Genomic DNA, 14,845 nt, shown 5'->3' on the forward strand with positions numbered 1-14,845 from the left:
AATAATAAAAATGCAATATGGATTTTATATTGATTCTTCAAAATGTACTGGTTGCAAAACCTGCCAACTCAGTTGTAAAGACGAAAAAGATAATGCATTAGGTGTTCATTTTCGTCGTGTTTATGAATATGGAGGGGGTAGTTGGCAGCAAGTTGATGGCCTGTGGCAAAACGATACCTTTACCTACTATTTATCCATCTCCTGTAACCATTGCCAAGAGCCAGCTTGTGTGCAAGGTTGCCCAACAGGCGCAATGAATAAACGATCACAAGACGGCTTAGTTGTTGTTAATCAAGATATTTGCATCGGTTGCCGACATTGTGAAACCCATTGCCCTTATGGCGCACCACAATTTGATCATCAAAAAAAGGTCATGTCAAAATGTGATGGTTGCTATGAACGTGTTGCCGAGGGATTAAAACCTGTTTGTGTTGAATCATGCCCTCAAAGAGCGTTAGATTTTGACGAAATTGAAAAACTACGTCAGCACTATGGCGATGAATGTGATATTGCACCACTACCGAGCTCGCAACTGACTAAACCCAATATAGTGATAAAGCCCCATGCACAAGCCAAGGCGTCTGGCGATACTTTAGGTAAAGTGCTCAATCCTGAGGAGGTATAAGCAATATGCGCAACTTACCACTGGTGTTTTTTTACGGTTTTAGAACAGTTAACAAATGACATAGTTTTGAGGAGATATTTTTTGAATAAAATCGCTTCTATCACATTAGCAAAACTACTTGGTGCTTTTTTTTATTATCCACCCAATAGTAAAGTGACTGCACCATTAATGCAGGCATTATTACATATTGACCATCTAGCAAAGTGGCCCAATCTCCCCCTTATTTATGAGCAGTGTAATATATTAGCGAATCAAATTGGTAATCCCGATCTTGATTATCAATTTTCATTACTATTTGAAGGGCAAGGAACAATGCCAGCACCACCATGGGGTTCATTTTACCTAGATACAGAACACCTATTGTTAGGTGAATCACAAGCATGCTATCACCGATTTTTGCAACAACATGGTTTGACGCTCAATACAGGAATGAACGAACCCGACGATCAATTTGGGTTAATGCTAATGGCCTATGCCATATTGCTTGAAAATAATAATTATACAGCGGCAAAACAACTTATTGATGAACACTTAATGATTTGGTCTTCAGCTTATTTAAAAGAGTTAAAGAACAACAAAATTAGCGCATTTTATCGAGCTTTAGCCGTGATTGCTGAGCAATATTTACAAATGCATTAATTTGCATATTGCGCATACTTATAGCACAAAAAATGACTCTTTTATTCGGTAATGGGTGATAACTTGCATATCGTAACATTGCAGCTTTTATCGTAATCGGTATAATCCATCCTATGCTTTTTCAAGGTAAATAATATTGATGTTAGCTTATTTACAACTCATGCGCTTAGATAAACCCATTGGTACATTGCTTTTACTCTGGCCTACACTTTGGGCTATTTGGCTTGTCGGTCATCCTTCTACCTATATAACAATTATTTTTATACTCGGTGTATTTGTAATGCGCTCGGCAGGTTGTGTAGTGAATGATTATGCCGATCGCCATTTTGATGCTCATGTGGAACGGACACAAAATCGCCCCCTTGCTCGTGGTGCATTGACCGAAAAAAATGCATTATGGACCTTATTTATATTATTGCTTATAGCACTTTGCTTATTGTTAAATTTAAATAAACTGTCATGGTTGATTGCCTGTTTTGCGTTATTAACCGCACTGATTTATCCTTTCATGAAACGTTATACGCATTTACCGCAAATCATATTAGGCATTGCATTTAGTTGGAGCATTCCGATGGTATATGCAGCAACCATTGAGCAGTTTCCCTTAACTTGCTGGTTACTTTTCTTTACTAACATTTGTTGGACAATTGCTTATGACACTGAATATGCCATGGTCGATCGCAATGACGATGTAAAAATAGGTATCAAATCCACCGCTATCTTATTTGGACGTTATGATAAATTAATCATTGGATTATTGCAGATAGTTTCGGGTGTTGGCTTATTATTTATTGGCTTAATCAACCAATTATCACAAATATTCTATATTGCTCTATTTCTGGTTATAGTACTATTTATTTACCAACAATGGCTAATAAAAAATCGAGTTCGAAACAGATGTTTTAGCGCGTTTATGAATAATAATTATGTGGGGGTTATCGTGTTTTTAGGTCTATTTTTTGCTTAAACATTAAGGTATTTTCTAAAGGACTTTAGTTATGTAGTTGATTTTATTTTTGATAAAAGAGTAAATATTTCAATCCATTGAAGCTTTTCATGAAACTTAATCAAAGTCACACTTAAATAATTTTTACCAAAACTCGGCAAAGAACTAGCTAAGTTTTTTCTAAAAGGTTATAATTTCGCCAATTTCAAGGAGTAGCTCATTTAATAAACGGATATGTAAAAAGTTTAAATAAAACAATTAAATGCTTTGCAGGTGAACCGTAATGTACTACTATATCAAGCATCAGAAAACCTATGCATTAAATTTACCCAATAATCCCATTAGACGAGTTTTTACACGAATTTCGATTATATCTTCGAAGTTATCTCATAAATTATTATCGAAATTATTCCGAAAAGTCTCGCTGGTGTTGGTATCGTTATTATTGTCGTATTCATGGGGGGGGACAGCATTACCTGCTAACAGTAGGCGAGTAAGCAATCGGAGTGATGCCATAATACTACCGTCGTTACCATTAGAAGTCATCAAATTCGTAAGGCCAGTTATTAAATATGGCACAGACGAGTACGCCGGCCCCGCTGATATATGGAATCCAGATTATGGATTCTTAGTCCAATCAACCAATCCGGCATCATACGCGCTTAATTTTCCAACTACGGGGGCTGATGGATTATATTTTGATTTAATCATAATCGGAGAAGAAAGCGACTTGACATGGGAGGTGCCACCTAAATATGATGGAATTGCGGTCACCGTGGCGAGAAGACCAATATTTAATAGCGATGGAGATGCAGAATTTCGCGTTACGCTAAAAGGTCCACATGCAGGAGGATCTCGAATAAACAGCTCTCATCCTAGTAGCATTACCGCGCCTATCTTACCTCATACCTTTGAATTAGTGGGTAAAAATAGAAGTGGTGAAGAGATCGTAAGATATGGATTTGTGTTACAGAAGTGGTTTGTCAACCGTGGACGTAAATTCGATACTTTTCAAAATCAAGAATCTTGGTGTAGTAGTTTGGGTTATCGTATGGTACAGGTTAAGGACCTAACTAATTCAGCCTGTCGTGGTCCTAGCGCAGGTCTCCATTGCAGAGGGGTTATTAGCGCCACACCACTCTCAACTGGTAATCATTACCAGCGTCAAATAGGGGCTGGTTTTGCCGCGGAGTGGGGAGATACGGGGATTTACACCCGCGCGGGCTTTGAGAACCACTTCTACTGGACAAGTGACTCTGCTGGAGGTGACTACCAGTTCACTGTGTTCATGGGCGGCGGTTATATTCGTAACCACAGTACTTTGCCGCATAACACTCATTACTATGGGCTTTGCACCACTCCTTAGTATTTGATGCCTAGTCCTTAATCCTTAGTAGTGTGCGAAGCTTATGGTGCAAATAAAGAACAATCCATCCAAGAACCAAATCTACTGCGCATTAAGTGGGGCCTTGAGCTGGCAGAGCATGCAAGTTTATGTTTTTGCAAATGGACAGCAAAAGCGCTTTCCCAAAATAAAAACAAGTTCCCCCAAATATTAATTATTATACTCAAACACATAGTTACCTGAAACTTTTTGACAAAAATTTTAGTTTTTTCAGCAAAAGTATAATGTAGGTGATAGTTATATTTTTTTAGCGTTAGTTATACCTTTATTCGATAAAAAAACCAGACATACGTCTGGTTTTTCTGCTTGTTTTTTATAGCAGTAATATTTAGAAATCTAAATTAGCTGCTTTAAGGGCATTTTCTTCAATGAATAATCGTCGAGGTTCAACTTCGTCGCCCATAAGGGTTGTAAACAATTGATCTGCTTCAATGGCGTCTTTGATGGTGACTTGTAACATACGGCGACTGGTTGGATCCATAGTGGTTTCCCATAATTGTTCTGGATTCATTTCGCCAAGACCTTTATAACGCTGAATAGTTAAGCCACGACGAGACTCTTTAATTAACCAATCAACAGCTTCTTCAAAAGAATTAACTGGTTGTTTACGTTCACCGCGTTGAATAAAGGCACTATCTTCCAGTAAATCTTTTAATTGTGCACCAAGGTGGCAGATATTACGGTATTCATTGCTATGGATAAAGACCTGATCTAATGGATAATTTGTATCAACACCATGGGTTCTTATTTTGATAATTGGCACATACAGTTGTGCTTTTTCATTATATTCAGCCGAATAAAGATAGCTGCTACCATGTTGCTCTTTATTCGATAGTTTTTCAACAATGGTTTTTGCCCAATTTTCAGCCTGCTGTTGATTTTGTAAAATACTTTCGTTTAATACGTCATGATAAACCAATTCAGAAAGTAGCGCTTTCGGATAGCGACGCTCCATTTTGGTAATCAGTTTTTCGACTTTTTGATATTCGGCAATTAGTTTTTCTAACGCTTCGCCTGCAAGTGCGGGTGCATGGTCATTGACATGTAAAGAGGCATCCTCAAGGGCTAAAGCAATTTGAAACTGTGTCATTGCTTCATCATCTTTGATATATTGTTCTTGCTTGCCTTTTTTGACTTTATATAAAGGTGGCTGCGCGATATAAACATAGCCACGTTCTATGATTTCTGGCATTTGGCGATAAAAGAACGTTAGTAATAGAGTACGAATATGTGAACCATCGACATCGGCATCGGTCATGATAATAATGCTATGGTAACGCATTTTATCTGGATTATATTCATCACGGCCAATACCACAGCCTAACGCAGTAATTAACGTTCCCACTTCTTGCGATGAAAGCATTTTATCAAAACGGGCTTTTTCGACATTTAAAATCTTACCTTTAAGCGGTAAAATTGCCTGATTTTTGCGGTTGCGCCCCTGTTTTGCCGAGCCCCCCGCAGAGTCCCCTTCCACTAAGTAGAGTTCAGATAGCGCTGGGTCTTTTTCTTGGCAATCGGCAAGTTTACCTGGTAATCCACCTAAATCTAAAGCGCCTTTACGGCGTGTCATTTCTCGCGCTTTGCGAGCGGCTTCTCGTGCTCTTGCTGCGTCAATGATTTTGCCGACGACAATCTTGGCATCACTTGGGTTTTCAAGGAGATACTCGGTTAATTTTTCACCCATGACAGATTCAACCGCCGATTTAACTTCTGACGAGACTAATTTGTCTTTGGTTTGTGATGAGAATTTAGGATCAGGGACTTTAACTGATACAACAGCAATTAGACCTTCACGCGCATCATCACCTGTAGCGCTGATTTTCGCTTTTTTGCTGTATCCTTCGTTTTCCATATAGTTGTTTAATGTGCGCGTCATTGCGCCACGGAAACCAGCTAAGTGTGTACCGCCGTCTCGTTGGGGGATGTTGTTAGTAAAACAATAGATATTTTCTTGATAGCCATCGTTCCACTGCAGTGCCACTTCGACGCCAATATCGTCTTTTTCTGTGCTGAAATAAAATATTTTTGGATGAATAGGATTTTTATTTTTATTTAAATATTCAACAAAAGCTTGGATACCACCTTCGTAATGATAATGTTCGCTTTTGCCAGTTCGTTCATCAAGTAATCTGATAGATACACCTGAGTTTAAGAACGAGAGTTCACGTAGTCGTTTTGCTAAAATTTCATAAACAAACTCAATATTGGTAAAAGTTTCAGGACTTGGCCAGAAGCGAACATAGGTACCTGATTCAGTGGTTTCGTCAATCACTTTGAGTGGTGCTTGTGGTACACCTAAGTGATAAATTTGTTGATGAATTTTACCATCACGATAAATCACTAATTCTAATTTATCCGATAGGGCATTTACAACCGAAACACCAACACCGTGTAAGCCACCGGATACTTTGTAAGAATTATCATCAAATTTACCACCTGCATGTAGCACGGTCATAATAACTTCAGCCGCTGAGATACCTTCTTCCTCATGAATGCCGGTTGGAATACCGCGACCATCGTCACGGACAGAAACAGAATTATCGGGGTGAATCGTCACTTCGATATGGTGACAATAACCGGCTAATGCTTCATCAATGGCATTATCGACCACTTCAAAAACCATATGGTGAAGTCCTGTTCCATCATCAGTATCACCAATATACATACCTGGACGTTTACGGACAGCATCAAGCCCTTTGAGTACTTTAATGCTGGAAGAATCATAAGAATTAGACATGGATTTCTCGACTTATTTTATTGTTTATATCATTCTATAAATTTACGAAATTATACCAGATTTTATGTGAAAAATCTTATCATTTTCATCGATCATATGGGTAATTTGCGCTTGGTTAACTGCGGTAATAAATACTTGTGAATTAGCTAATTTTAAACGTTTGGCTAATAGCTCTCGTTTATTGTTATCGAGTTCAGAGGCAAAATCATCAATCAAGTAAACACAGGCTTGGGTACTTTGCTTTGAGTAATATTCACCTTGAGATAGGCGTAAAGCACACATTAATAGCTTTAATTGACCACGTGATAACAAATCTTCAACCGGAATATTGTTGACACGTAATCGAATATCCGCTTTATGTGGACCGACTGATGTGTAGTTAAGGAGTTTGTCTCGATCATATTGTTTATATAATATCTCAGCATAGTTAGCGCCATGTTCCCAACCTTGATAATATTGGCAATTAAGCTGATATTCGGGTAAAAAGTCATGGCAAGTTTTTATAATTTCAGGAAAAATCTGTTGCGAATAATCTGCTCTAATGTGGCTAATTTTTTCAGCAATGGGGGCAAGTTCTTTATCCCAAGGTAATAATTGATTATAACTGTTGGATTGCTTTAATAATGCATTGCGCTGTTTAAATAAGCGTTTTAAATTATTCCATAACTGAACAAATTCTGGATAATGATGGAAGCATCCCCAATCAATAAATGCGCGACGATATTTGGGACCACCACTCAATAAATCAAACCCTTCAGGTGTAATTAACTGTATAGGTAATAATTTGGCTAAATCGGCGAGTCGAAAACCTTCGTCCCCGTCGATTTTGATTTTATTTTCGCTATTACGTGACTTTGCAAGACCAATGGAATGGACTTGTTGATGGGTATTTTTTATTTCACTAAATAATACAAGCTCTGGTTGTTCATGCTGAATAATTCGATTTGACTGAGTATGTCTAAAAGCGCGACCATGCCCAAGCATATAAATAGCTTCAAGTAAGCTCGTTTTTCCACTGCCATTATCGCCAACAATGAAGTTGAAATGTGGCGATAAAGACAGTTGTGCATGATCAATATTACGGAAATGATGAATGTTGATTTTTGAAAGAGTCATATGCCTTGAATGATGCCGGCCGAAGCCGGACAATTAAATGAGATTTGATTATAAGCGCATTGGCATAACAACATAAGTAGCGGTCTGATTATTGATATCTTCTATTTGTACACTTGATGTTGCATCAGTTAAGAGCAGTTGTACGCTATCACATTTCAATGTATTTAATATATCAAGTAAATAGGTTACATTGAAGCCGATTTCAAGCTCTGCTGATTGATATTTTACGTCAATAACTTCTTCTGCCTCTTCCTGTTCCGGGTTATTTGCGGTGATTTTTATCTGATTGTTATGGACATAAAGTCGAATACCACGGAATTTTTCGTTGGATAAGATCGCAACACGTGATAGGGCGTTTCTCAGTTCTTCGCAAGATACTTCAAGTGGTTTATCGGGGTTGCGTGGTAATACGCGTTTGTAGTCAGGGAATCTTCCATCAATGAGTTTTGATGTGAAAGTGAAATCACCAAGATTAACACGCAAATTATTATTACCAATTTGCATATTGATTAATTCGTCGTTATCACTAACCAGTTTAGCAAGCTCAAGTACTCCTTTTCTTGGTAAAATGACCGAACAAGAAGTTTTAGTATCTTGCTCAATAGGCTGTGCACATAAAGCTAATCGATGTCCATCTGTTGCAACTGATTTTAATAAACCATCTTCAATTTCAAATAACATGCCATTTAAGTAATATCTGACATCTTGGTTAGCCATTGAAAATTGCACTGCATCAATCAAGCGTTTAATGGTTTTTTGTGGAATGGAAAGATCAACCTCACTTTGCCAATTCTCTAAATTAGGAAAATCGCTAGCGGGCAGTGTGGATAAAGAAAATTTACTACGACCTGATTGAATCATCAGTCGATTATCATCAACGCTTATCGAAATTTGGGCATTATTAGGTAGGTTTCGACAGATATCAAGAAATTTCCTAGCGGGCACCGTTGTTGCACCTGGTTCGCTTGGTTCAACTAATGGTAAATGCGATATCATTTCTATTTCAAGATCAGTTCCCGTCATTGATAGCGTGTTATCGCTCACCTGTAATAGTAAATTACCCAAAATAGGTAGTGTAGGGCGGCTACTCAATGGCGCACTGACAAGTTGTAATGGTTTAATCAGTTTTTCACGATCTATAATAAATTTCATAGTATTGATTCTTTTTTAAGTTGATAAAGTTCGAATTAAATTGGAGTAATCTTCTTTAATATTATTACTTTCTTCTTTTAATTCTGCAATCTTTCTACATGCATGTAATACCGTTGTATGATCTCTTCCACCAAAGCCATCACCAATTTCAGGAAGGCTTTTGTTAGTGAGTTCTTTGGCAAGTGCCATTGCCATTTGCCTTGGTCTTGCAACAGAACGAGAACGACGTTTAGAAAGTAAATCTGATACTTTAATTTTATAGTATTCGGCCACCGTTTTTTGAATGTTTTCAATGGTAACCAGCTTTTCTTGTAAAGCCAGTAAATCTTTTAAGGCATCTTTAACAAAATCAATGGTAATGGCTTTGCCAGTAAAATTAGCATTAGCAATGACTCGATTAAGTGCCCCCTCTAACTCACGAACATTGGAACGTAATCGCTTAGCAATAAAAAAAGCAACTTCTTCAGGTAGCTTAATATGATTTTCTTCGGCTTTTTTCATTAAAATTGCAACCCGCGTTTCCAGTTCGGGGGGTTCAATTGCAATGGTTAATCCCCAACCAAAACGCGATTTTAAGCGATCTTCAACGCCATTTATTTCTTTAGGATAGCGATCTGAGGTTAAAATAATTTGCTGATTGCCTTCTAATAATGAATTGAACGTATGAAAAAATTCTTCTTGCGATCGCTCTTTATTGGCAAAAAATTGAATATCATCAATAAGCAAGGCATCAACTGAACGATAGTAATTCTTAAACTCTTCAATAGCATTATTTTGTAGCGCTTTTACCATATCTTGCACAAAGCGTTCTGAATGCATGTAGACAACTTTGGCATTGGCTTTTTCTGCCATTATTTGATTGCCAACCGCATGTAATAAATGGGTTTTACCCAAACCGGTAGAACCATATAAAAACAATGGGTTATAAGCTTTTCCTGGGTTTTCAGCTACTTGTTTTGCCGCAGCAACCGCAAGTTGGTTGGATTTACCTTCAACAAAGCTATTAAAAGTGTGTTTATGATTAATGCCTGAATGGTAGACATGATTGCTATTTGTTTCTTTTGTTGTTTTCCATGCAGGTACCACTTCTGTTTTGCGTTGGCTACTTTGTAATTTTTTATCGCTAGATACCGTTGAACCAACTTCAAGAAATAATTTTAAAGAATCATCATTAAAAAGTTGGTTTAATAATTGGGATATAGTCGTTAAATATTTGTTTTTTACCCAATCTAAGACAAATCTATTCGGTGCATAAATATAGAGTTTATTATCGACCATTTCCGCTTGCAACGGACGAATCCATAAATTGAATTCCGTTGTTGGGATTTTTTCTTGTAATTGAGAAAGGCAATCTTGCCAAATAGCGGTAGGCACGGCAACTCCTTCAATTTTTCTTACTAACAATACCGTAAAGCATTATAATCCCTTTTGTGGATAATTTGTAGATCTAAGGTGATATATATTTAGTTGTTAACAAAAAAGAGAGATAAAAAAACCCGGCTGTTAACCGGGTCTTAATGAACAACTTAAAAAACAAAAATTAATTTGTTAAATCAGTTACTTGAACTTCTTGAATGTTACGTGCTTTAACTTCAATTTCAACACGACGATCTGGAGCTAAACATGCTTTTAAGTTAGCACCACGAAGTGCATTACATTTAGTACCAGTAACTGGTTGAGATTTACCCATACCACGTGCACTGATTAGGTCAGCAGGAACACCTTTAGATATTAAGTATTTCATGACTGAGTTAGCACGTTGTTCTGATAGCTTTTGGTTATAACTAACTGAACCGATACGGTCAGTATGACCAATTACTACAACAGTGCTTTCAGTCGGTTTGATTTTAACTAGGTTTGTAAGTAAGTTATCTAATGCTTGACGGCCTTCAGCTTTTAAGTCAGCTTTTGCATAAGCAAATAGCACATCTTCATTTAATACATAACGGTTTTCTTGCGTTTTTAGTTCAACTGGTGCTGGAACAGCTGGGGCACCTAAACGATAAGTAATACCTAAACTTACAGTTCCTGCATCAGGAGATGCCTTAGTTTTAGTATGAATACGGTCAACATATTGGTATTCTAAACGAGTAGAGAAGTCTTCGTCGAAACGATAGTCAAGACCTAATGCATAAACAGGAGATAGCTCGGTTCTTGTGCCATGATTAAGGGCATCATACTTTTTGACCAAACCACTGTTTTTCCATTTAGAAATAGTGACCATACCACCTGCACGACCATAAATATCTAGATTGTCAATGATAGGGTAGCTTAATTTACCAGTTAAAGATACGCCTTGTGCGGAAACTTTACTATCACCTACATCAGAACTTCTTCCTGCATAATGGTAAGATCTTTTATATTTAGCAGATCCTAACCAGTCGTATCCTAATTCAAAACCTAAATAAGGGTTTGCTTGGAAACCAAGGAAAGCACCGCCAGCAACATTGCTACGATCTGCAGTGCTGATGCCAAAACGATCTGATATACGGACTTTATTGGCATCTAGTTTATAAAGTTCTGACCAGCCTAATTTAGCACCAACGTAAAAAGTGTTGTCTTCATATGCTGCGTTAGCGGCAGTAGCGGTTAAACTTGCAACTGCAATTGCTAGAGCTATAGTAGTTTTTTTCATTTTATTGCCTCAACTTATATGTTGTTATAGACGATGTTTAGTTTCTTTATTGTTTAAAATTTACTTCAAATAAAAAGAACTATGACTTATTTTTATATAATTATGTTACCCATAATCTGGTGCCTAGTATAGCATAGATAATAGGCAAATCTATAATTATTGCTATTGCAATAAAAAAATATTTAAATAATTTTATCAGATGATTTTGTTAATTGTTAAGTAAAAGTCATGAATGGTATTAGCTAATGTATTAGCCATAATAAAGAAGTCAGCTTCTAGTCTTTGATCTAATTCATCTGAACCGATATCTTCATTTTCGTCTAAAATAACCGTATCAAATTTAATTCGTTTAAATGTTAAGTCATTATTGACGATAAAGCTGACGCCTCTTTCATCAATAATTTTAATTTTAGTGATCCATTTTCCAGAATCAAAATGAACACGCATTTCATCGCTGGTGATTTCTTGATTTTTACAACTAATAATCCCATTACCCTCTAGCGGATCTTTAAGTTCGGCTTGGTCACCCAATAAAAATGGCGGGAATGTCAAGTTTTCTTTAGCCCATGTGGTCATGACCTGCTCCAGTGGTTTATCAATTGATAAAGGCGTTAAAGCAAGTGAACCAAGCTCTTTACGTAAAATAGCTAAGATATCTTCTGCTTGTTTAAAGCTACTACAGTCAACAATAATACGTTTATTATGTGTATCGATCCATAACCAATAGTGATTATATTTACTAAATGCTCTTGGCATTAGATCAATCATGACTTCGTCTTTTAAGGTGGCTTTTTCGTTTTTAGTCAGTTTTCTGCTCAGCGCTTGTTCTTGCTTATCAATTTTCTCTAATAACGCTTGTTTAATTACGGGAGCGGGTAAGATTTTGGTTTCTTTTTTGATGCGTAATAATAAATGCCCTTGCATATCAACAATAAAATCATTGTCATTATTATCATGATAAGGCGACACCCACCCCATTTTGGTGATATCTAAATTACCACAGGGAGTAAAAGGATGAGATTTTATTGCTTTTTCAATCGCATCTTTATTAAGTAATGTATCATTATTAAGTTGATAAATGATGGCATTTTTAAACCAAAGCATACTTTTCTATTTCCTGATTTTTTGTGATAAAGATTTTATTTTGTTTCAACAAGTCACCACTTATAGTGAATGAGTCGTGATATTTGTTATTGAATATGAGTATAGGTTCATTAAAAGTTATAAGATACCCCCATATAAATCGAAGTTACAGTACTATTGCTAACCATTGGGCTATCGGCCGCATCGCCGGTTAATTTATCGATATGAACACCGCCAAAAGTCGCCATGTTTTTGGTTAATGAGTATTGTGCTACTATTTCAGCATAAGGTGTCAATGAGTTTTCAGCACTAAAATATGGTAATCCTGATCGAGCTGATTCTTTATGGGAAACACCATAATAATAATCATTATGTTTGCTGTTGACCCAATTTATACCGATAGTAGGTGCGATAATTAAATTGTCTTGTATATATGGGACAGTATAATCAGCATTGATTAAAATACTCTTACTTTTATTTAGCATATCAGTCCCAACGCTACTAGAAAACCCACCCCAGTTGGTTACAAGGGTATATTCTATTTCTGTCAGTAATGTTGCGTGACGGCTATCAAGTTGTTTTAATTGGCGATTATCTGAATTGTGTGGTTTAAATTCATTAGATAAGTAGCGCGCACCAATTGAAATACTTTGATCATCGGCATGATAAACATAAATCCCAGCCGATAAATCATCGATAAAAAATCGCCCATTATCATAATCAATATGAGGGATAGGGGAATAACGAGCACTGTAACTTTTATAAGGTGAATGTTCCCAACCAACACCTGCACCAATGGACAAGGGATCAGCTAACGCACTTTTGGCGACACCTAAAACAATGATTGACAAAATAGAAAGTGCACAAGCTGTTTTTTTCATTTTTTATACCCATATATAAAAAGTGATCTCCTGTCGCTAGTCACACAAACTTTATTATCGTTTATTTTGCTGTTTCGCTTATCGTCACACAATCTATACATTAATTGTACATTGTAACAAACCAATTTCTTGAATAATAATGCCACATTTTATCGTGTTTGAATATGGATTAGTGAGATAATTATGAGTAAACCAACTATAGAAATGATTAACAGTCGTCCTGATGATGCGACATTGTTAGCGGATGAAGCTAAATATTGTTCTTTTGGCGATACCGTGCATTATGTTGAACCTCCAAAAATCTTTGATGGTTGTGAAGGTAGTTACATGTATGACAAAGAAGGCAAAGCTTTCCTTGACTTACAAATGTGGTATTCTGCGTGTAACTTTGGTTATGCTAATGAACGTTTAAATAATGTGCTTAAAAAGCAAATCGATACCTTACCACAGTGCGCTAGCCAATATTTGCATCCAACTAAAATTGAATTAGCCAAAACAATTGCCCAAGGCATGGAAAAACGCTTTGGTTATGAAGGACGAGTACATTTCAATGTGGGTGGTTCACAATGTATTGAAGACTCTTTAAAATTGGTTCGTAATGCATCTGGCGGTAAATCGTTAATGTTTGCTTTCCAAGGTGGATACCATGGCCGTACTTTAGGGGCATCATCCATTACATCAAGTTATCGTTATCGTCGTCGCTATGGTCATTTTGGCGATCGTGCTATGTTTGTTCCATTCCCATATCCTTTCCGTCGTCCGAAAGGCATGACAGCAGAAGAATATGGTGAACATTTGGTGGCTGAATTTGCCCGTTTATTTGAAACCGAATACCACGGTGTTTGGGATCCAAAAGTTGGACAAGCGGAATATGCAGCGTTTTATGCCGAACCTTTACAAGCAACAGGCGGTTATATTGTGCCTCCTCGTAATTACTTTAAAGGTCTTAAAAAAGTGTTAGATCAGTATGGTATTTTATTAGTCGTTGATGAAATCCAAATGGGCTTTTACCGTACTGGTAAACTTTGGTCAATTGAACACTTTGATGTCAAACCTGATGTTGTGGTTTTTGCTAAAGCATTAACTAATGGCCTTAATCCGCTAGGTGGTTTATGGGCACGTGAAGAATTAATTAATCCACAAGTATTCCCAGTTGGTTCAACTCACTCAACTTTTGCCTCAAATCCACTTGGTACAGCAGTTGGTCTTGAAGTATTAAAAATGACTTCTGAAACTGATTACGAAAAAATGGTCATGGAAAGCGGTGCTTATTTCCTCGAAGGTTTAAAAACACTTGAGAAGAAACACAAAGAAATTGGTGAAGTTGATGGCTTAGGCTTAGCGCTTCGTGCTGAAATCTGTACAGAAGATGGCTTTACAGCTAATAAAGCCTTAGTTGATAAAATGGTTGATATTGGTATGTCAGGTGATCTTGATTGGAAAGGTACCAAAATGGGCTTAGTGCTTGATATTGGTGGTTACTATAAAAACGTGATTACCTTTGCACCATCGTTACACATCTCTCGTCAAGAAATTGATCAGGGCATTGAACTGTTGGATCAATTAATTACTCGAGCCAAAAAAGAGCTTTAATTGTTTTATTTTTATTTTCCCGTCAATGTC

12 protein-coding genes are annotated in these 14,845 nt (G+C 36.9%); 5 read left to right on the forward strand and 7 right to left on the reverse strand.

Annotated elements, in window-relative coordinates; translation table 11 throughout:
- Positions 1-10 precede the first annotated feature (10 nt).
- The 4 genes from GQ593_RS07500 (at position 11) to GQ593_RS07515 (ending at position 3,576) form a co-directional block, all read left to right on the forward strand.
- Positions 11-625: a DMSO/selenate family reductase complex B subunit gene (locus GQ593_RS07500; RefSeq protein WP_160431477.1), complete on the forward strand. Its 615-nt coding sequence runs from the start codon at positions 11-13 to the stop codon at positions 623-625.
- Between the two features lie 81 nt (positions 626-706).
- A complete protein-coding gene (locus tag GQ593_RS07505; RefSeq protein ID WP_160431478.1) occupies positions 707-1,264 on the forward strand; it encodes a TorD/DmsD family molecular chaperone in 558 nt (185 codons plus the stop codon).
- A gap of 139 nt (positions 1,265-1,403) precedes the next feature.
- Positions 1,404-2,231 (forward strand): 4-hydroxybenzoate octaprenyltransferase, encoded by an 828-nt coding sequence (gene ubiA / locus GQ593_RS07510; protein WP_160431479.1) that lies wholly within the window; start codon positions 1,404-1,406, stop codon positions 2,229-2,231.
- A gap of 262 nt (positions 2,232-2,493) precedes the next feature.
- A complete protein-coding gene (locus GQ593_RS07515) occupies positions 2,494-3,576 on the forward strand; it encodes a hypothetical protein (RefSeq protein WP_160431480.1) in 1,083 nt (360 codons plus the stop codon).
- Between the two features lie 367 nt (positions 3,577-3,943).
- Here GQ593_RS07515 and gyrB read toward each other — a convergent pair whose 3' ends face one another.
- The 7 genes from gyrB to GQ593_RS07550 form a co-directional block, all read right to left on the reverse strand.
- Complete coding sequence (gyrB, locus tag GQ593_RS07520) at positions 3,944-6,355, reverse strand: DNA topoisomerase (ATP-hydrolyzing) subunit B (RefSeq protein WP_160431481.1); 2,412 nt, start codon at positions 6,353-6,355, stop codon at positions 3,944-3,946.
- Positions 6,356-6,397: 42 nt separating this feature from the next.
- Entirely contained in the window at positions 6,398-7,471 is a 1,074-nt protein-coding gene (gene recF / locus GQ593_RS07525; protein WP_160431482.1) for a DNA replication/repair protein RecF, read from the reverse strand.
- A gap of 48 nt (positions 7,472-7,519) precedes the next feature.
- Positions 7,520-8,623 (reverse strand): DNA polymerase III subunit beta, encoded by a 1,104-nt coding sequence (gene dnaN / locus GQ593_RS07530; protein ID WP_160431483.1) that lies wholly within the window; start codon positions 8,621-8,623, stop codon positions 7,520-7,522.
- A 15-nt stretch (positions 8,624-8,638) separates the two neighbouring features.
- Positions 8,639-9,997, reverse strand: coding sequence for a chromosomal replication initiator protein DnaA (gene dnaA, locus GQ593_RS07535; protein ID WP_160431484.1), 1,359 nt, complete (start codon positions 9,995-9,997; stop codon positions 8,639-8,641).
- Positions 9,998-10,163: 166 nt separating this feature from the next.
- On the reverse strand, positions 10,164-11,258 hold the full coding sequence (gene ompA, locus GQ593_RS07540; protein ID WP_160431485.1) for a porin OmpA: 1,095 nt from the start codon (positions 11,256-11,258) through the stop codon (positions 10,164-10,166).
- A gap of 195 nt (positions 11,259-11,453) precedes the next feature.
- Positions 11,454-12,362 carry a recombination-associated protein RdgC gene (locus GQ593_RS07545; RefSeq protein WP_160431486.1) on the reverse strand — a complete coding sequence of 303 codons (909 nt, stop codon included), beginning with the start codon at positions 12,360-12,362 and terminating at the stop codon, positions 11,454-11,456.
- A gap of 110 nt (positions 12,363-12,472) precedes the next feature.
- A complete protein-coding gene (locus GQ593_RS07550; RefSeq protein ID WP_160431487.1) occupies positions 12,473-13,222 on the reverse strand; it encodes a MipA/OmpV family protein in 750 nt (249 codons plus the stop codon).
- Positions 13,223-13,405: 183 nt separating this feature from the next.
- Between GQ593_RS07550 and GQ593_RS07555 the strand changes: the two genes are divergently transcribed.
- Positions 13,406-14,815: an aspartate aminotransferase family protein gene (locus tag GQ593_RS07555; protein ID WP_160431488.1), complete on the forward strand. Its 1,410-nt coding sequence runs from the start codon at positions 13,406-13,408 to the stop codon at positions 14,813-14,815.
- Positions 14,816-14,845 lie beyond the last annotated feature (30 nt).

The sequence above is a fragment of the Gilliamella sp. Pas-s25 genome, assembly GCF_009795885.1.
GTDB lineage: Bacteria > Pseudomonadota > Gammaproteobacteria > Enterobacterales > Orbaceae > Gilliamella.

What these genes read in the sequence shown, in the direction of transcription:
- ubiA (WP_160431479.1), top strand. Translation starts at nt 1,404, where the DNA reads ATGTTAGCTTATTTACAACTCATGCGCTTAGATAAACCCATTGGTACA.
- ompA (WP_160431485.1), bottom strand. Translation starts at nt 11,258, where the DNA reads ATGAAAAAAACTACTATAGCTCTAGCAATTGCAGTTGCAAGTTTAACC.
- recF (WP_160431482.1), bottom strand. Translation starts at nt 7,471, where the DNA reads ATGACTCTTTCAAAAATCAACATTCATCATTTCCGTAATATTGATCAT.
- dnaN (WP_160431483.1), bottom strand. Translation starts at nt 8,623, where the DNA reads ATGAAATTTATTATAGATCGTGAAAAACTGATTAAACCATTACAACTT.
- GQ593_RS07555 (WP_160431488.1), top strand. Translation starts at nt 13,406, where the DNA reads ATGAGTAAACCAACTATAGAAATGATTAACAGTCGTCCTGATGATGCG.
- gyrB (WP_160431481.1), bottom strand. Translation starts at nt 6,355, where the DNA reads ATGTCTAATTCTTATGATTCTTCCAGCATTAAAGTACTCAAAGGGCTT.
- GQ593_RS07500 (WP_160431477.1), top strand. Translation starts at nt 11, where the DNA reads ATGCAATATGGATTTTATATTGATTCTTCAAAATGTACTGGTTGCAAA.
- GQ593_RS07515 (WP_160431480.1), top strand. Translation starts at nt 2,494, where the DNA reads ATGTACTACTATATCAAGCATCAGAAAACCTATGCATTAAATTTACCC.
- GQ593_RS07550 (WP_160431487.1), bottom strand. Translation starts at nt 13,222, where the DNA reads ATGAAAAAAACAGCTTGTGCACTTTCTATTTTGTCAATCATTGTTTTA.
- GQ593_RS07545 (WP_160431486.1), bottom strand. Translation starts at nt 12,362, where the DNA reads ATGCTTTGGTTTAAAAATGCCATCATTTATCAACTTAATAATGATACA.